15 protein-coding genes and 1 pseudogene are annotated in these 18,661 nt (G+C 62.3%); 15 read left to right on the top strand and 1 reads right to left on the bottom strand.

The window, feature by feature from the left end:
• Nucleotides 1-24: 24 nt before the first annotated feature.
• The gene (locus tag ACE3SE_RS07700; protein ID WP_374554430.1) at nt 25-1,332 is read left to right on the top strand and encodes an NAD(P)/FAD-dependent oxidoreductase; all 1,308 of its coding nucleotides are present in this window, start codon (nt 25-27) and stop codon (nt 1,330-1,332) included.
• Nucleotides 1,333-1,403: 71 nt separating this feature from the next.
• Here ACE3SE_RS07700 and ACE3SE_RS07695 read toward each other — a convergent pair whose 3' ends face one another.
• The gene (locus ACE3SE_RS07695; protein ID WP_374554429.1) at nt 1,404-1,550 is read right to left on the bottom strand and encodes a hypothetical protein; all 147 of its coding nucleotides are present in this window, start codon (nt 1,548-1,550) and stop codon (nt 1,404-1,406) included.
• Between the two features lie 283 nt (nt 1,551-1,833).
• Here ACE3SE_RS07695 and tssB point away from each other — a divergent pair, with 283 nt between their 5' ends.
• The 14 genes and pseudogenes from tssB to ACE3SE_RS07625 form a co-directional block, all read left to right on the top strand.
• Entirely contained in the window at nt 1,834-2,340 is a 507-nt protein-coding gene (tssB, locus tag ACE3SE_RS07690; protein WP_374554428.1) for a type VI secretion system contractile sheath small subunit, read from the top strand.
• A 26-nt stretch (nt 2,341-2,366) separates the two neighbouring features.
• Nucleotides 2,367-3,908, top strand: a complete 1,542-nt coding sequence (gene tssC / locus ACE3SE_RS07685; protein ID WP_045846185.1) for a type VI secretion system contractile sheath large subunit — start codon at nt 2,367-2,369, stop codon at nt 3,906-3,908.
• A 93-nt stretch (nt 3,909-4,001) separates the two neighbouring features.
• Nucleotides 4,002-5,570: a type VI secretion system protein TssA gene (gene tssA, locus ACE3SE_RS07680; protein WP_374554427.1), complete on the top strand. Its 1,569-nt coding sequence runs from the start codon at nt 4,002-4,004 to the stop codon at nt 5,568-5,570.
• 16 nt (nt 5,571-5,586) lie between these two features.
• Nucleotides 5,587-7,350 (top strand): type VI secretion system baseplate subunit TssF, encoded by a 1,764-nt coding sequence (gene tssF / locus ACE3SE_RS07675; RefSeq protein WP_374554426.1) that lies wholly within the window; start codon nt 5,587-5,589, stop codon nt 7,348-7,350.
• Nucleotides 7,329-8,327 carry a type VI secretion system baseplate subunit TssG gene (gene tssG, locus ACE3SE_RS07670; protein WP_374554425.1) on the top strand — a complete coding sequence of 333 codons (999 nt, stop codon included), beginning with the start codon at nt 7,329-7,331 and terminating at the stop codon, nt 8,325-8,327. Before tssF ends, tssG begins: the two co-directional genes overlap by 22 nt.
• Nucleotides 8,320-8,985, top strand: a complete 666-nt coding sequence (gene tssJ, locus ACE3SE_RS07665; protein WP_374554424.1) for a type VI secretion system lipoprotein TssJ — start codon at nt 8,320-8,322, stop codon at nt 8,983-8,985. Before tssG ends, tssJ begins: the two co-directional genes overlap by 8 nt.
• The gene (gene tssE, locus ACE3SE_RS07660; RefSeq protein ID WP_374554423.1) at nt 8,982-9,485 is read left to right on the top strand and encodes a type VI secretion system baseplate subunit TssE; all 504 of its coding nucleotides are present in this window, start codon (nt 8,982-8,984) and stop codon (nt 9,483-9,485) included. Before tssJ ends, tssE begins: the two co-directional genes overlap by 4 nt.
• Nucleotides 9,486-9,497: 12 nt before the next feature.
• Complete coding sequence (gene tssK / locus ACE3SE_RS07655; RefSeq protein ID WP_374554422.1) at nt 9,498-10,847, top strand: type VI secretion system baseplate subunit TssK; 1,350 nt, start codon at nt 9,498-9,500, stop codon at nt 10,845-10,847.
• Entirely contained in the window at nt 10,844-11,488 is a 645-nt protein-coding gene (locus ACE3SE_RS07650) for a DotU family type IV/VI secretion system protein (RefSeq protein WP_374554421.1), read from the top strand. The genes tssK and ACE3SE_RS07650 overlap by 4 nt, the downstream gene beginning before the upstream one ends.
• A gap of 9 nt (nt 11,489-11,497) precedes the next feature.
• Nucleotides 11,498-13,078 carry an OmpA family protein gene (locus tag ACE3SE_RS07645; RefSeq protein WP_374554420.1) on the top strand — a complete coding sequence of 527 codons (1,581 nt, stop codon included), beginning with the start codon at nt 11,498-11,500 and terminating at the stop codon, nt 13,076-13,078.
• An 89-nt stretch (nt 13,079-13,167) separates the two neighbouring features.
• Nucleotides 13,168-13,653 carry an Hcp family type VI secretion system effector gene (locus tag ACE3SE_RS07640; protein ID WP_374554419.1) on the top strand — a complete coding sequence of 162 codons (486 nt, stop codon included), beginning with the start codon at nt 13,168-13,170 and terminating at the stop codon, nt 13,651-13,653.
• A gap of 75 nt (nt 13,654-13,728) precedes the next feature.
• A complete protein-coding gene (locus ACE3SE_RS07635; protein ID WP_374554418.1) occupies nt 13,729-16,416 on the top strand; it encodes a type VI secretion system Vgr family protein in 2,688 nt (895 codons plus the stop codon).
• Entirely contained in the window at nt 16,413-18,422 is a 2,010-nt protein-coding gene (locus ACE3SE_RS07630; protein ID WP_374554417.1) for a phospholipase D-like domain-containing protein, read from the top strand. Before ACE3SE_RS07635 ends, ACE3SE_RS07630 begins: the two co-directional genes overlap by 4 nt.
• A pseudogene (locus ACE3SE_RS07625) lies at nt 18,415-18,661 on the top strand (hypothetical protein); the annotation flags it as partial. The gene ACE3SE_RS07630 and the pseudogene ACE3SE_RS07625, both read left to right, overlap by 8 nt.

The raw sequence follows: 18,661 nt of genomic DNA, 5'->3' as shown, positions 1-18,661 counted from the left end.
CGTCAATCACAGCAAGGAGACACCATGTTTGAATCCGCCCGCCACTATCCGCCCAGCTGGTATGCCGCCACCAGCACCGCCCAGCAAATCGAGCGCCCGGCGCTGACCCAGGATATGGATGTGGATGTGCTGGTGGTGGGCGCGGGCTTTACCGGCCTGTATACCGCACACAATCTGGCCGATGCCGGCGTCAACGTGGCCGTGATCGAGGCCAGCCGGGTGGGCTGGGCGGCAAGCGGGCGGAATGGCGGGCAGATCATCCTGGGGTTTTCCTGTGATATGCCCCCGATTGAAGCCGCGCTGGGGCTGGAAGCGGCACAGGAAATCTGGCAACTGCTGCGCAGTGCCGCCGCCGACATCCGCCACAAGATCCGCCATCACCACATCGACTGCGAACTGGCAGAAGGCCATTTGTGGACATCGGTGTTATGGCAGCGCATCAGGCTGCTGTCGGAGTGGCAGGAACATGCGGCACGGCATTATGGCTATGAAGCGCTGGAATTCGTGCCACGCAAGGACCTGCCACAGCACGTGGGCTCGGAACGCTATGTCGCCGGGCTGATCGACCATGAAGGCGGCCACTTTCATCCGCTCAAATACATTCTGGGACTGGCCCGTGCCGCCGAGGGTAAGGGCGTGCGCCTGTTCGAGCAGACCCGCGCACTGTCCTATGCCAGCCAGGGCGATGGCTGCGTGGTACACACGCCGCAGGGGCGTATCCGCTGCCGCAAGCTGGTACTGGCCACCAATGCCTATATCGACCGGCTGGACCCGGCACTCTCGGCCAGGGTCATGCCGGTCGGCACTTACATGATTGCCACCGAACCCTTACCGGAAGAAGTCGCCCGGCAACTGCTGCCCAGCAATATGGCGGTGTCGGACAACCAGTTCATCCTGGACTACTTCCGCCTGACGGCGGATCGCAGCCTGCTGTTCGGCGGCAAGTGCACCTACTCCGGCCGCACACCGGCCAATCTTACCGCCAGCATGCGTGCTGACCTGCTGCGGGTGTTTCCGCAACTGGCCCCTTACCGCATCACCCACACCTGGGGCGGCCATATCGACATCACCGTGCCACGCACCCCGGACTTCGGTCGCAACGGGAATGTGTACTGGGCACAGGGTTTCTCCGGCCATGGCGTGGTGCCCACCTGCGCAGCCGGACGGGTACTGGCCAATGCCATTCTGGGCGACGAGCATCTGCTGCAACACTTCATGCACCTGTCCAACCCGGCCTTCCCCGGCGGGCCGCTGCTGCGCGTCCCCTTGCAGGCTGCCGGCATGCTGTATTACCGCCTGCGCGACTACGCCATCCCCGGCCTGAGTTACTGACCCGTCTGCCCTGCTCCACCTGATGGCCCCTTCAGGGGCCGTCTCGTGCTCAAACCTGAACATTGCTGCTTTCAGCGCCAGACGCTGCCCGCCTCATACCCGCCGTACAAACGGTTGACCATCCACATCACCAGCCGCAACAGCAGCACGGTAATCACCCCGACCTCCAGCAAAACCGACCCGAGTTGCCCACCAAGTGCCGAGGCATGCATACCCATCGGTATCACCACGCCCTCCCGGCAGCCTGCTCATTCCAACCAACTCCGCTGAATTCATTAGTCATTCTCTGAGTCATCCCTCTCATTCTTCCGTCATTAACCGAATTTTTGCCTTAACCCAAACCGCATTTTCAGAACACAACAAATGACTATTGAATGAAAAAACAGCATGCAATATGGTTTTTGAAACAATAAAAATCGTTAAACATCAAAAGCTTGCAGAAAGCACAGCATACGCCAATAGCTGAGCCACCTGCAGCACACCACTACGGAGCAAGCAACCATGGCTGACAGTTTCCAGAAAGAAGTCCCTCCTGCACGCGTCAATATCACGCTCGACCTGCACACCGGCGGTGCCCGCAAAAAGCTGGAGCTCCCGCTCAAGCTATTGGTACTGGGCGACTTCAGCCAACGCGACGATGGCACCCCGCTAGCGGAAAAAACAAGACATCGCATCGACAAGAACAACTTCGATTCCGTGCTGGCCGACTACCACCCCACCCTGCGCCTGGGCGTGGAAAACACGCTGGCGGGCGATGGGTCGGAACTGCCGGTCACGCTGGACTTCAACAGCCTGCGTGACTTTCACCCCGAGCAGGTAGTGCGCCAGATTCCCGAGCTGGCCGCCTTGCTGGCCATGCGCAATCTGCTGCGCGACCTGAAATCCAATCTGCTGGACAACGCAGCTTTCCGGCGCGAGCTGGAAAAAATCATGAAAGACGAGCAGCTATCCCGCAACCTGCGCGCCGAGCTGGAACACATCGCCCCACTGGACGCCCCCCAAGCCTGACCACTACGGATCACCAAGGAAAACACATGGAAAATACCAGCCAGCCCAGCAATAGCGCCGTACTGGATGTCGACACCGCGACAGAAGGCGGCGTGTACGGTGCACTGTGCAGTCGCATCAACCTGACCCCGGTCAGCCACGCACCCGCAGTGGAAGTCTTCCGCAATCAGGATGCCCTGTCCGAAGCCAGCCTTGATGAACGCATCACCGTGGCCGTCAATGTCTTTCTCAAGCTGGTACAGGAATCCGCCCTCAAGGTAGACCGGCTGGACAAGGGCCTGCTCGACTACCACATCGACCGCATTGATGCCCAGATCAGCCGTCAGCTGGATGCCGTGCTGCATCACCCGGACTTCCAGCGTACCGAATCGGCCTGGCGCGGCCTGAAGTTTCTGGTGGACCGCACCGATTTTCGCAAGAACATCAAGATCGAATTGCTGGATGTCTCCAAGGAAGCACTGCGCCAGGACTTCGACGACAGCCCGGAAGTGATACAAAGCGGCCTGTACCGCCACACCTACATCCAGGAATACGATACCCCCGGAGGCGAACCCATCGGTGCCATCATCGCCGACTACGAATTCGACCGCGGCCCGCAGGACATTGCCCTGCTGCGCAATGTCTCCAAGGTATCCGCCGCTGCCCACATGCCGTTCATCGCCTCGGTAGGTGCCGCCTTCTTCGGCAAGGACAGCATGGAAGAAGTGGCCGCCATCCAGGATGTGGCCAACTATTTTGACCGCGCCGAATACATCAAGTGGAAAAGCTTCCGCGATACCGACGATGCCCGCTATGTCGGCCTCACCCTGCCGCGCTTCCTGGCCCGCCTGCCCTACGGGCCGGACACCGTACCGGTACGCAGCTTCAACTACTGCGAACAGGTAAAAGGACCGGACCACCAGCGCTATCTGTGGGCCAATGCCTCCTTTGCCTTTGCCGCCAATATGGTGCGCAGCTTCATTCACAATGGCTGGTGCGTGCAAATCCGCGGCCCGCAAGCTGGCGGGCTGGTGGAAGACCTGCCCATCCACCTGTACGACCTGGGCACCGGAAACCAGATCAAGATTCCCACCGAAGTGCTGATTCCGGAAACCCGCGAGTTTGAATTCGCCAACCTCGGCTTCACCCCGCTGTCCTTCTACAAGAACCGTGATTACGCCTGCTTCTTCTCTGCCAACTCGGTGCAGAAACCGGCGCTTTACGAAACCCGGGAAGCCACCGCCAACAGTCGCATCAATGCCCGCCTGCCCTACATCTTCCTGCTGTCGCGCATTGCCCATTACCTGAAGCTGATCCAGCGCGAAAACATTGGCACCACCAAGGACCGCCGGGTGCTGGAGCTGGAGCTCAATAGCTGGATCAAGAATCTGGTGACCGAGATGACCGACCCGGCCGACGAACTGCAGGCATCCCACCCGCTGCGCGAAGCACGCGTCGTGGTGGAGGACATCGACGATAACCCGGGCTTCTTCAAGATCAAGCTGTTCATCGTGCCGCACTTCCAGGTGGAGGGCATGGACATCAGCCTGTCGCTGGTATCGCAAATGCCCAAGGCCAAAAACAGCTAGCCACGCACCGGCTTGTCCGGCCTTGTGCCGGGCAAGCCCATGCCATTGCGACATTTCCCACCGCCATTCCCACTGCCATCAACCGGACCTTTCATGAAACCAGACTGGCTCACGCGCCTGATCCGCCAGGACAGCGCCGGCATTGCCCAGACCGATGCAATCACAGATATTGCCCTGCTGGTACAGCCGTGCCAGGCAGACAAGCCCTGCGGTGAAGACGTGGGGCAGCATGAGGTTTTCCTGCAACTCAAGGACAACCTCTCCCGGCTGAGCGGGCTGGATTGTGTGGCACTGGAGCAGGATTGCCGGGTACTGCTGCAACAAGGCAAGGACCTGCGCCCGGCGGTGTATCTGGTTTACGCCTGGATGCGTCAGCATGGCTGGAACGGGCTGTACCAGGGATTGGAATTGCTCTGCGGACTCACCCAGCACTATGGCCAAGCCTTGTACCCGACACGTCCGGCAGCCCGCCATGCCATTCTGGGCTGGCTTGGCAGCAGCAAGGTGCTGGACTGGCTACAGAGCCTGGATGCGCCAGCCCAGGCACTACGCAAGGCGCTGCAGCAACACCTGGATACGCTGACCGGGCAATGGGCAGAACATGGCATCGTGCTGGACGATGCCTGGGCCGGACTGCGCAGCATGCTGGCCAGCACTGCCAGCGACAGCCCGCTTGACGCCACTTCTCCACCGACAACAGGGCAAGACAGTCATCCGGCAGGCCTGCACGTCATTGAGTCCAATCAGATGCTGCTGGAACAATTGCGTGCCATGTGCGGCTATCTGCGACAGCAGCCACAAGGCGCGTTTGCCGCATTCCGGCTGGCGCGCGTCGTGCGCTGGGACAGCATTGCCCAGCCACCGCCACATGATGGCCAGCAGCGCACCCGCCTGCCCGCTCCCAGGCCCGAACTACGCCAGACACTCACCCGCCTGCTGTTGCAAAAGCAATGGCATGCCCTGCTGGAGAAAACCGACTCCGCCTTTCTGGAAGCCGCCAATCACTTCTGGCTCGACCTGCAATACCTGGCCTGGCAGGCGCTGGGCCAGTTGGGCGAGTCACATCAGCACTGGCGCGACATTGCGCTCAGCGATATTGCGCTGATGCGTCACCGCCTGTGCGGTATCGAACAATTATGCTTTGCCGACGGCAGCCCGTTTGCCGACGACAACACACTGGAATGGCTGGCCAGCCAGGCCGTGGTCTACGACCTCAGCGGCAGCGACAAAGAGCTGGCCTCACCGCTGATTTCCGTCACCAGCACCGACCTCACGGACATCGGACAACAAGCCCGGCTGCTGGCCGAACAGCAGGGACTGGAATCCGCACTGGGCTGGCTGCAAACACTGCCCCGTCCATTAGGCCTGCGCCAACAGGCGCAGCAACTGCTGTTGACGGCCCAGCTGGCAGAGTCCTGTGGCCGGGCAGATATTGCGCTGGGCATTGTCAGCGGTCTGGAACAAGAGCTGTGCAGCCAGGAAATCTGCCGCTGGGACCCGGAACTGGTCTTCGACATCAAAGCCAGCCATCTGCAACTGCTGCGCCAGCGCGGGCGACGCAAGGATATCGACAAGCAAACCCTGCATGGGCAAATGCAACGCCTGCAGCAGGACATGAGCCTGCTCAATCCCTTGCGCACCGCGCTGCTCTCCAGCCAATGAACCGGGCTTGCCAGTCATGAACGACCAGACCCTGCATTACTACGCAGCCGAAATGCGCTACCTGCGCGAAGCCGGCAAGGCATTTGCCCAGGCGCATCCCGATCAGGCCGCCCTGCTGAACCTGGACAATGTCGGCCACCCCGACCCCATGGTCGAACGCCTGCTGGAAGGCTTTGCCTTTCTGATGGGCAAGTTGCAGCAAAAGCTCGACGACGATGTACCGGAGCTGACGGAAAACCTGGTCGGCCTGCTGTGGCCACATTACTTGCGCATGATTCCGGCACTCACCGTGATGGCGTTTCGCACCAGCAGGGGTGTGCTGCAGCAAGCCGAGCAACTGCCTGCCGGCACCAGCCTGCTGAGCAGCACGCTTGGCGAAGCGGTCAGCGTGTGCCAGTACCGTACCACCCGCGACCTGCAACTGCTGCCGCTGCAACTGCAGCTGGCCAGACTGGAAGAAGGCGATGATGGCAGCCAACTGATTCGCCTGGGGCTGGAACTGGAAGCCCAGGCCAATCGCGACAGTCTGGACCTATCCACCCTGCCGCTGTTTCTCAACGCCGACCCGCCCATCGCCTTTGCCCTGCTGCACGCACTGACCCAGCCAGGTGTCAGGCTAGTATTGAAAGCCAGCGGCGAGGATGTGGTGATCAGCACCGCACTATCACTCCGGCAAAGCGGCTTTGCCAGCGACGACACCCTATGGCCCAGGCCGCCAACGGCACACGGCGGCTACCCGCTGCTGATGGAATACTTTGCCTTCCGGGAGAAATTCCTGTTTGTCGAATTGTGCGGACTGGATGCCACACAACTGCCAGCGCATGGCCGCTTTGACATCGAAATCCACCTGTCCAGCCGCTTCCCGTCCGGGCTGCCGTTCGACCAGCAGGCCTTCCAGCTGCATTGTGTGCCGGCCATCAATCTGTTCGAGGTGGAAGCCGAGCCGATTCATGTCGATCATCGCCAGCAGGCCTACCGGGTGATTCCAGTATTGCATGATGGCAATCATGTCGAAACCTTCTCGGTCGACAGCGTGCAAGCCTTCGATCACCACAGCGGGCAACGTCATGACTACCTGCCGTTTCGCAGCTTTCGCCACCGCGGCGGCATGCTGCGCCACGAAGCCCCGGAACGCTACTACCACACCCATACACGCCAGAGCGCCAGTGGTCATTACGATAGCTGGCTGATGCTGGGAGGCCATCAATGGCAGGAACAGACCGAGCTGGAACCGGAAACCCTGTCGCTGAAACTGACCGGCACCAATGGCATGCTGCCACGCCAGGCCCTGCGCCAGACCCAGCGCGTGACACTGCGCCAACATCGCAGTGCCGTTGCCGCAGTCCATCATCTGCTGCCTTACAGCCTGCCTTGCCACCCGCCGCGCGAAGACCGGTTCCAGTGGCGCGTGCTGTCCCATCTGGCCAGCAACTACCTGTCCTTGCTGAATGCCGAAACCCTGCGCGGTACGCTGGCACTGTACGACTGGACCGACAACCCACTGAACCGCCGTCGCCTGCAAGCCATTGTCGATGTCTCCCATCAACTGGTGCGCAAGGTGGAGCAAGGCTGCGTGATGCAGGGTGTCGCCATCGACATCACCCTGGACCAAACCGGCTTTACCGGCGAGGGTGACCTGTATCTGTTTGCCACCCTGCTGGATCATTTTCTGGCGAGCTATGCCGATCTGAACCTGTTTACCCGCTTGCGGGTACTGGTTCAGCCAAGCGGCCGCACCTTACAGTGGGAGGATCGCACATGTCTGCGCCCACCCCTCTGATTCAGGCCATGCTGCCGCAGGCGGACCTGTTCAATTTCTACCGTTTCTGCCAACTGATAGAACTGGCCAGCGAGCCGCCTTGCACCCTGGCGGGCTCAGACAGTGCCGCGACAGAGCCCGTCAGATTCCGTTCACACCCGGCTTATGGCTTTCCGGTATCCGAGCTGCACTATCAGCCAGAACCATACAGCGATACACCGCACCCCGTCCCTGCGGTCTACACCCGTTTTCTTGGTCTGACCGGCGTGGATGGCGTGCTGCCACAGCACATCGGCAACGACCAGGTCACCCGTCGCGAAGGCCACGAAGCGCTCACCGACTTTCTCGACCTGTTCCATCACCGCATCATCACCCGCTATTACGCCATCTGGCGCAAATACCACTACCCGGCAGGCTTTCGCCCCGGCGGGCAGGACCGCCTGTCACAAGCCTTGCTGGGCCTGGCAGGCCGCGCCTTGCCCGGTCAGCAAACCGGGCTGAGCCCTGCTCGCTGGCTGGCCTTGCTGGGCCCGCTCAGCCAGCGCACCCGCACCGCACATGGCCTGCTGGCTGCCGTGCAGCACGTGCTGCCCGACACGACGGGCAGCGTACAGCCGCATTACCCGCGCAAGGTGCTGCTGGGTGCCGGGCGGCTGGGCCGGGCCACCCGCCTGCACCGCGGCACGGTGTTACTGGGCGCACGGCTGCGGGACGTGCAGCGCACGGTCAAACTCACCCTGCACCTGCAACACAGTGCCGAACTTGGCCACCTGCAAGCGGGGCAGCAAACCCATGACGACCTGTGCCAGGTACTACGCGCCTATCTGGGCCTGCGCTGGGATCTGGCCTTGTTTGCCAGCCTGCCCACTGCCGCCTGGCCCGCCACCCGGCTAAGCAGCCACAGCCACCGGCTGGGCCGTGCCGCCCATCTGCCAGCACCAGCCAACGCCACACCCGGCCAGCTGGCCGACATTCCCCTGGGGATGCTGCATGCCTGACCTATCCACCCTTTTGCCGGAGACCTTCCGCATGCGCCTGCGCATTACCCTTCTGCTTTGCCTGCTGCTCCCCCTCACCGGCTGCGGAGCCTGGCAAGCACTGAAAAACGGTAGCCAGCAAGTGGTTTCAGCCGTGTTTTATCCCAAGCTGACCACACTGAAACTGGACTTCACCGCGCGCGAGGCCATCAATCCGGATGAGCGCGGGCATGCCCTCTCCGTGGTGGTGCGGGTCTATCAGCTGCGCGACGGCAAGGCCTTTGCCCGTGCCAGCTATGAACAGCTGCTGAGCCAGGACCGGGAGACATTGGGCGATGAAATGCTGGCACGCCACGACCTGCTGCTCCGCCCCGGCTCAAGTGTCAGTCTCAATGCGGCAGTAGAACCCAACACCAGCCAGATCGCGGTTGTCGCCTTGTTCCGCCAGCCCGTACCACCGGCTATCTGGCGCGTCAGCATGTCTGTCAAGGAGCTGGATAACCAGAAAGCTGCCCGTCTGGAGCTACTGGATAACCAGATCCTCATCACCTGGCTGCCACACCCGTCTGACCCGCCAGCCGCACCACAGCCGCAAACACCGGCCACCCCGCCAGCGCAGAAAACCATCACACCTGCAGCAGCGAGTGCCCCGGCTGTGCCAGCAAGGAGTGGCAAATGAACCCACGACAGCGCCATGGCGGGCCGTCGCTCTACGAAAAGTTGCTGGGCAATTTTCAGGATGGCAGCAGCCTGCACGCCTGGGATGAAAACAGCCAGCACCTGTTCAGCGTGATGGACAACATCCGGGTGATTCTCAACAGCAGACAAGGCGCAATCAAGCACCTGCCGGATTACGGCTTGCCTGACCTCGCCATGATTTACCGCCATTTACCGGCCAGTGCGCACCTGCTGCGGCAACACATTGCCAGCACCTTGCTGCGCTACGAGCCACGCCTGGCCCACATCGACATCCAGCTGCTGGCCAATGCCCAAGACGATGTACTGGGCTATGAGCTGATCTGCCATCTCAAGCAAAGCGGCCTGGTGCGCTTTGGCAGTTATTTCACGCCCGACCATGCGGTGCGCCTGCAGTTGCTGGGGGCCGCCGAACAGAAAGCACCAGCACGCCAGGCCACGCCCCAGCCGTCCCTGGCAAACCGTACACCCCGCTCAACGTGAAGGATATCCAGCTTGCGCATTCACAAACCCCTATGGCATGAAGGCATCCTGCTCTTGCCACAGTTATTCCAGCAACAAGAAGCACAGCACGCCTGGCAACAACAGCAACTGGCGGCACTGGCCAGCCCCTTTCCCTGGGGCTTGACTACGCTGGCGCTGGACCCATTGGCTCTGGAACAGGGCCAGGTCCGGCTGCAACAGCTTGCAGGCCGGTTTCCCGACGGAACGGCCTTCGATACCCGCATCAGCGGTCAGCCGCCTGCGGCCCGTCATCTGGATACCCTCAGCCACACCACCGACAGCGTGACACTGTGGTTGACGCTGCCGCTGCTCAACCCGCTGGGCAATAACCTGCATCAGGGCGAGGTGAGGCCGGAAGAAACCCCGCGCCGCTACCGGCAACAGTTTGCCCAGGTGCCTGATCACATGGGCGAGCAGGAAGACGAACTGGCGGTCGAACAACTCAATCTGCTGCTGAAATTTGACGGCGAAGCGCTGGATGGCATGAGCAAGCTGCCACTGGCACGGCTGCAACGCAATGCACAAGGCCGTTTCGAGCAAGACGCCGGCTTTATCCCGCCCTTGCTGTGCTGCAGTGCCTCACCCTTGCTGCAACAGCGCCTGCAATTGCTGGCCGAGCTACTGCTGGCCAGGCAACACAGCCTGCAACAACAGCGCCGCGAACGCACCCGGCAAGCCGCCGACTATCTGCTGTCCGACCTCAGCCTGCTATGGCTGATGCACAGCCTGGCGCAAAGCTGGCCGGAGCTGCGCATGCTGCCCACGCTGGACAGCTGCCCGCCCTATGCCGCCTATCTGTGCCTGTCGCGGCTGGCCGGCATGCTCAGCACCTTTGCCCTGGAACAGCAGCTGACCGATATCCCCGCTTACGACCACCTCCAGCTGGGCAGGGTATTCCAGCAACTGGAACAGCTGATCCGCACCCTGCTGGACACGGTGATTCCCACCCCGGTGGTGGTACTGCCGCTGCAACGCGATGGCAGCAATCTGTGGCTGGCGCATCTGACAGATGCCCGCTTGCGCGATGGCATGGATTTTTATCTGTCGGTACACGCCGCCATGCCGCTGCACCTGCTGCAAGAGCAATTACCCCTGGTGGCCAAGGCCGGTGCCCCGGACGAAGTGGCACGCATTCTGTCCTCGGCGCTCAATGGCATTCCGCTCAAAGCCATGCAACGCCTGCCCACCGCCCTGCCCAGCCGGGTGGACAGCCTGTATTTTGCGCTGGACAAGCAGCACCCGGCCTTTGCCGCCATGCTGGCCGCCCAGTCCTGCGCCTTCTACTTCCCATCTTCCTTGCCAGAGCTGCAACTGGCCTTGTACGCGGTGCCTACCCCATGAGCCCTCTGTCCATCCTGCATGCCGTGCGCGGCAATATGCGCGACATCGCGCTGATCGTCACCCGTTTGCAGCAACAAGCCGAGCCGGTGACCGAACACCAGTTGAACCAGGATTGTCAGCACTTGCTGGATCAACTGGAACAGGCGCTGGAACAAGCCGGAGCACCACGCGCCGAGCGGGAGCAAATCATCTATGCCTGCTGCTGCCTGCTGGACGAAACCGCCCTGCGCCATTTGCCGGAACCAGCCCGTGCCCATTGGCAGGCCAGGCCCTTGCAAGTACACCGCTTTGCCTCGCTGCAAGGCGGAGAACAACTGTATGAGCAAATGCGCTGCGAACTGGCCCGCCCGCAGCCATCGTACTGGCTGCTGGCTTGCTGGCAACTGGTGCTGGCACTGGGCTTTGAAGGCAAGTACAGCCAGGGCGATACCGCCCAGCACCAGCAATGGCGACAGCAACTGGACAAGGTGATCAACGCGCTGGAGCCCACCCAGGAAACCGTCCCGCCACCCCGCCCGGTCTGGCACTGGCGCAGTTTTTCTCCGTGGCTGTGGGCCATGCTGTCCGGCCTGCTGCTGCTCGTCATCTATTTACTGCTCCAAGGCTGGCTGCACCAAGCACTGCGCCAGCTGGGCAACTAAGGACGCACCATGCCACAGCTGCTTTGGTACTGGCTGTATCCACTGACCATGCTGACGCTGGGTCTGCTGCTGATCTGGCAGGCGCTGCCGGTTTCCGGTGCCGTGGCCATGCTGCTGAGCCTGGCATGGCTGATCGGCATGCTGGCGCTATGGAGCCACTTGCGGCGGCAAAGCACGGCCAGCGATGTAACAGAAGTCATCCTGCTGGCAGGCCCGGCAGCACACAGCTTGCAAGGTGAGCAAGGCTGGCGCGGCACACTGCAACCGGCCTGGCACTGGCTGGACCGGCCACAACAACTGGCGGCCTGGCACAGCAGCGGCATTCGGGTGCGCGGAGTGATACTGGTCATCAATGCCGATGAAACCGATGCCACACCGGCTGCCAGCGCCCGGCTGGCCGACTGGTATCACGCCTGGCAACTGGCTCAAGCGCAACAAGGCCACCCGCTGCCGGGTGCTGTGCTGATACTGACCGCCCATCCGCAAGCCAATCTGCAAGTACCGCAGGATGCCGCCATCACACCCTGTACCAGCTATCCGGCGCTGCAAGACGCCATCGAACAGCAGATGCAGGCCGTGCTGGCGCACGCACTGCAAGCACCGGCCGACCATGCGCCCATGGCCCTGCAGCAAGCCGCGGTGCTCAACAGCTTGCAACAGCATGTCAGCCAGCAACTGCTGCCAGTCCTGCTGCCCCAACAAGCCGGCAAACGCGCCCCCGCCGTGCACGCTATCGGCTGGCTGGCCCACCCGGCCACGCTGGCAGATGCTGGCGAGCCGCCATGGCAACAGGCCGCCACCCGGCATAGCGGACTACACACCCCCGCCACTCCGGTGTTCAGCGGCCCCACCGACCATGCACAGCTGACCGTGCTGGCAGATTGCTTTGCGCCCATCCGCGCCTGCCCGCGCCACTGGCGACAGCTGGCCATCCTGCTGACTAGCTGTGCCCTGCTGCTGCTGGCCTTTGTCTGTTGCTCCGCCTGGAACAATCAGCAGCTGATTGCGCAAACCGCAGTGCGCCTCCACGCCTTCCAGTCACTGTCTGTCAGCCAGGAACCTGCGCGGGGCAAGGCGGTGCAACAACTGCAAAGCTGGCAGCAGCACCTTGGCACACTAGCTGCCGATGGCGTGCCGCTCCGGCTCGGCTTTGGCCTGTATCAGGGGCAATACCTGGCTGACATCGTCCAGCGCGCCATTCAGTCCTACCACCCGCCCAAACCCAAGCCGGAGGTGATCCGGCTGGATAGCACGGCACTGTTCGACAGCGGCCAGAGCGTGCTCAAGCCGGAAGCCAAGCTGGCCTTGCAGTCCGTGCTGGTATGGATACAGGCCAATCCCGGAAAACGGGTGCTGATAGACGGCCACACCGACAACACCGGCAGCCGCACGGCCAATCTGCGGCTGTCGCTGGCGCGGGCCGAGGCGGTACGCCAGTGGCTGGTGACAGCCTCCACCTTTCCCCTAACCCATTTTGCCGTGCAGGGGCTGGCCGACACCCAGCCGCTGTCTGGCAATGACGATGCGTCCGGCCGCAGCAAAAACCGGCGCGTGGAAATCACCCTGATCGAACCGCCCGCCGGGCGGTGACAGCCGGGTGTCAACAGCACCACCCACAGCACCATGCGTGCCGGGTGGCACCACCACCGGGGCAAAACCCCGCAGCAAGGAGAAACAGCATGGCCATACCCGCTTATTTGTGGATCAAGGACGACGGCGGCGCCGACATCAAGGGCTCTGTCACCGTGCAGGGTCGTGAAGGCTCGGTCGAAGTACTGGAGTTCGACCACAGCGTCTACATCCCCACCGATGGCAATACCGGCAAGCTCACCGGCACCCGCGTGCATACCCCGCTGAGTTTCGTCAAGGAATTCGATGCCGCCTCGCCCTACCTGTACAAGGCTGTCACCAGCGGCCAGAACCTCAAGGGCATGGAACCGAAGTGGTACCGCATTGACGATGCCGGTGAAGAAAAAGAGTACTTCAACATGAAGCTGGAGAACGTCAAGGTGGTGGCCGTCAAACCCAAGATGCACAACATCAAGGACGTCGCCAAGGAACGCTACAACCACCTTGAAGAAGTGGAAGTGCGTTACGAGAAAATCACCTGGGCCTACAAGGACGGCAACATCATCCACTCCGACAGCTGGGTGGAAAACCGCTAACGCCTAGCTCACCCATGCAGCAGGTATCACCGCCTGCTGTATGGGTTTTCACGCCATCAGACAAGGACGCTACCCATGCCCAACCCCTACCAGCTGCGCTTCCCCTCCCACCTGGGCCTGGACCTCTCCGTACACCACTTCACCCTCGACGAAGCACTCGACACCCCCTACCTGCTCAACGTCACCGTCACCAGCCCCGACCCCGCCCTGCCGCTCGCCAGCCTCATCCACCAGCCGGTCAGCTTCTCCATCAGCCCGCCACCCCTCAACCCGCTGCCTTCCTTTCCCGGCCTGCCCAGCCCACCTGCCGACCCCGCCTTGCAGCGCGTGTGGCATGGCGTGGTGTGCGAGGCCTGGCGTGAGGACAGCAATGTGCAGCAAACCCGCTACCGCTTTGCCATCGGGCCACGCCTGAGCCTGCTGGCCCAGGGCAGCACCTGCCGTCTGTTTCAGAACAACACGGTGCAGCAGGTCATCACGGCGCTGTTGCAGCAGCATGGCTTTGCCGCCAGTGCCGTGCGCTTTCAGTTGACGGCGCCACTGCCCACCCATGCGCATCTCACTCAGTGGCGCGAGTCGGATTTGCAGTTCATTTCCCGCCTGGCGGCCGAGGCGGGCCTGTTTTACCAGTTTGTGGTAGAGGAGGCGGGCAAGGAGGTGCTGCTGTTTGGCGATAATCTGGAGCACTATGGCCGCGGGCGGCTGCTGGATATTCCGCTGCGGGCGGCGGGCGGGCTGCGCCAGGATGACAGCCCGGCCGTCCAGCAGTGGCAGATTCACCATCGCAGCCTGTTGCACAGCGTGCGCCGTACCGATTTCAACTATCTCACCGCCGATACCGTACTGGATGCCGAGCATGGTGTGGCTGGACCGCAAGCAGCGGCCTATGGGCTGGATTATGCCTGGGGCGAGGGCGGGCGTGATGCAGCGGAGACCGAGCGCATCGCCCAGCTGCGCCATCAGGCTTCGCAGGCGCGCCAGTGTGTGGCCAGTGGCAGCGGCACCGTGCTGCACAGCCGTCCGGGCGAGGTGTTGCGGCTGGCGCAGGCGTTTGATGAAGCGCCGCATGGCTGGCTGATCATTGCCGCCCGGCATCAGGGCGCGCGCGATCAGGCCTATCACAACCACTTCCAGGCCATTCCGGCCGACCGCATCTGGCGACCGGCGTTGCTGCCCAAGCCGCGCATTTACGGCACCTTGCCGGCCATGGTGGTGAGTCCGGGCGATAACAGCTATCGCTATCCCTTTCTGGATGAGCTGGGCCGCTACCGGGTGCGTTTTCTGTTTGATCTGGACCGCTGGAGCCCCGGTGGCGACTCGCGCCCGGTGCGGCTGGCCAAGCCCTTTGCCGGCGGCGGCTTTGGTTTTCATCTGCCCTTGCATGCCGGTACCCGCGTCAACCTGGGCTTTGATGATGGCGACCCGGACCACCCCTACATTGCCTCGGTGCTGCACGACAGCAGCAAGCCGGACCACATCGACAGCGGCTGGCACACTCGCAACGTCATCCTCACCCGCGCCCACAACAAGCTGCGCATGGAGGACTTGCAGGGCAAGGAGCATATCAAGCTGGCCACCGAATATGGCAAGACCCAGCTCAATATCGGCCACCTGGTGGATGCCCAGCGCCAGCCGCGCGGGGCAGGGTTCGAGTTGCGCAGCGACCAGTGGGGAGCCATCCGGGCCGGTAAAGGCCTGCTGCTGTCCTCCCACGCCCAGCCGGGGGCTGGCGGCCCGCAACGTGAGATGGCGCAGGCGCTACAGCAGCTGGAGCGGGCCAATCAAAGCATAGACAGCCTGAATGCCGCCGCCAGCCAGGCCAGGGCCGACCCGCTGCACTTGCAAGCGCAGCTGGACTTGCTCAATCAGCAGGTGAAGGACTTGCAGCAGGCGGTGCTGCTGGCCAGCGCCCCGGCCGGTATGGCGCTCACGACTGGCGGCAGCCTGCACGCCGCCGCCGGGCAGGACATCGCCCTCACCGCCCAGCAGCAGGTGGGCGTATCGGCGCTGAAGTCGCTGGTGGTGAACATCGGCCAGGCCATCAGCCTGTTTGCTGCCAAGGCGGGCATCAAGCTGGTCGCCAACCAGGGCAATGTCGACATCCAGGCGCAGGGCGCTGCCTTGCTGCTGTCCTCGCGCCAGGACACGCAAATCCGCAGCTTGCAGAAGATCAGCCTGGCGGCGCAGGAGGAGATTGTACTGAGCGTGGGCGGCAATGCGGTGCGCATTACCGCCGAGGGGGTCAGTACGCTGGGCAAGACTACGGTGTACGGCGGCTTCTCGGTCACATCCAAACAGCAACTGAAGGTGGGGATGCCGGACTTCCCGGTGTCGCAGGTGAAGGCGCCGCTGCCCTTGGTGCTGGCGCAATCCCCGTTTGGCCAGAGCAGCGAATGGAGTGGCATGCCCTACACCCTGAAAGCCGGGTCCGCCACCGTGCAGCAAGGGCTGATGAGTGAGGCCATGCAGCTGCCGCTCACCCACGAGCCAGGGGTACAGCACTACACCCTGACGCTGGCCAATGGCAGCGAATACCAGATTCCGCTGGTCAGCGAACTGCGCGATCCGGCTAAGGGGAAACTGGCCAATGCCGGGCTGCACAAACAAGGGCTGGATGGCGCACCACCAGAGGGACGGGTGGAAAGCACCGACGATGCCCGACAGCAATATGCCCAGTTGCTACAGATGTGGGCGGCGCAGTCCGCTGCCGACCAGCCTGAATCCGATCAACCCGATTCCGACCAAGAGGAGTCGTTCTCATGAGCACCAGCACCACCGTTCCCATTTGCACCCGCGAGGTGCTACAAGCCACGCTCACCCTGCCGTGGTTTGTGGATCACGCCGAATACGAGAGCTACTCTGGCAGTTTTCAGATGCTGGTGAATGGCGAGGAAGCATTCTCGGCACTGCATTACACCCTCGCCAAGGCCAAACGCAATATCTGCCTGATTTGCTGGGGCTTTCAGCCATCCATGTACCTGGTGCGCAAGGGCAGTGACATGATCAAATACCCCACACTGCCCGAGGCGGTACCGGCGCAGATTGGCAAACTGCTGGTACACAAGGCCAAACAGGGGGTGATGGTGCGTGTGCTGTGTTTTGCTGCCGAACCGCTGGGGGCCAGCGTCAATATTTCCTCACCGATTATCGGCGAGTCACCCAATCCGGGACGGGGCCGCTGGCGGGTGGGCGACCGTCCCGGTTTTGCAACCGACGCACAGTACGCCTACGACCGCTATTGGTATACCACCTATGACCCCAGCCAGCGCGATGCGGACAGCGCCAACCCCAATAGCCCTGGCACGCTGCAACGCTTCAAAGCGGCGGACCCGGATGTCCCGCTGGCCAATCTGGTGTTTCACAGCCGTGGTTTTGACAAGGCAACCCGCGATTACATCTTCACCCAGCCCTATATGGATAGGGAGCTGGCGTTTCAACTCTATCTGGCGGTTGGCCCCAGCCATCACCAGAAAATGGCCTTGATTGATTATGACGATGCCCAGCGCCATGTCGGCTTTGTCATGGGGCATAACCTGCTGGATGAGTATTGGGATACCAATGCCCATAGCGCCAAGCGCCATGCCGACCCGCGCCAGGGGCGCAATGGCATCATCGGCCCGCGCGAGGATTTTTCGGCACTGGTTACCGGCAAGGTGGTGGGCGATCTGTTTTTTAACTTCAACATGGCCTGGCAGAAAGAAACCGGCAGCGACCTGGCCGTACCTGCCTGCCGCTTTACCAGCTACCTGCCACGGCTGGACCGCGCCAACCCACTGGCCATGCTGCAATTGCTGCGCACCCAGCCGCAGTACCAGCGCAAAGACATCATGCGCGCCTATTTTCAGATGGTGAACAATGTCACCTCCTACATCTATATCGAGAACCAGTATTTCCGCTGGCAACCGCTGGCCGACAAGATCAAACAGGCCGCACAGGCCCAGTTGTGCCGGGGACGTAAAACACCGGTCTACTTGTTTGCCATCACCAATAGCAGCGATGACGGCATCGGTGCCGGTACGGTCTCCACCTACCGCATGCTGGACAGCCTGGGCCGTGCCGACACCATTCCGGCCGTGGCGCGGCTGGAACGGGCGGATGACCTGGGCGCACGCCTGGGCCAGGCCAAACAACGGCTGTTCGAAGCCCGCTTCATTCACCGGGCCAGCCCGCAACTGGCCAGCAGCCGCCAGGATGTGGAACAAGCCACCCGCCAGCTGGAGGCCGCCCAACAAGCTTACCAGGCCGCCATCAAGCCGGATGTACCGGTCCCCGCCGTGGAACAGCCCGGCCTGAAGGTGCATATCTGCACCCTGGTAGCCATGGACTCCGGCCCGGCCCAGCCGGCCACCATGCGGAGCGCCTACAACTACGATACCGGCCAGACCATCACCGTCACCCACACCCCGGCCAAAGGCTGGACCGAGGTTTATATCCACGCCAAGTTGATGCTGGTGAACGACTGCGGCATGACGCTGGGCTCGGCCAATATCAATAGCCGCAGCATGGAATCCGACAGCGAGCTGAACATCCTGCACGACAACAGCGACATCACCCGCGCACTGCGCCGGCAGCTATGGGGGCGGCATGCCAATGGGCGACCCAATACCAACCCACCCAGCATGGGAAAAGAGGATGTGGCAAAAGCCACTTACAAGGCGTGGGAGAACCTACTAAAGGCCAATAAAGAAGCAGAGAAACAAGGCCTCCCACCCATCGCCCCGCTACGTGAGTTTCTGCGCAGCAGCCCGCTACGGACCAATCATGACTAAACCCCTCATCGCCCCCCTGCTGCTGGCCCTGTGGCTGAGCGGCTGCGGTGAACAGGAGCGACACGTGCCCACCCTCAACGACGTCAACACCCAACTCGCCTTCACCTGCGCCTACGAAAAAGACCGCCTGCCCGCGCTCGATCCCGAGGCAGACCAGCTCTACCGCCATGCGCGCTGGCTGCGGCGCAACAACATCATCCAGCAAGACCCGATGGTCCACCCGGTGATGGAACGGCTAT

Origin of the sequence: Aquitalea pelogenes, from assembly GCF_041914625.1 — a bacterium.
Lineage (GTDB): Bacteria > Pseudomonadota > Gammaproteobacteria > Burkholderiales > Chromobacteriaceae > Aquitalea > Aquitalea pelogenes.
This window is presented reverse-complemented; position numbering and strand designations above follow the sequence as displayed.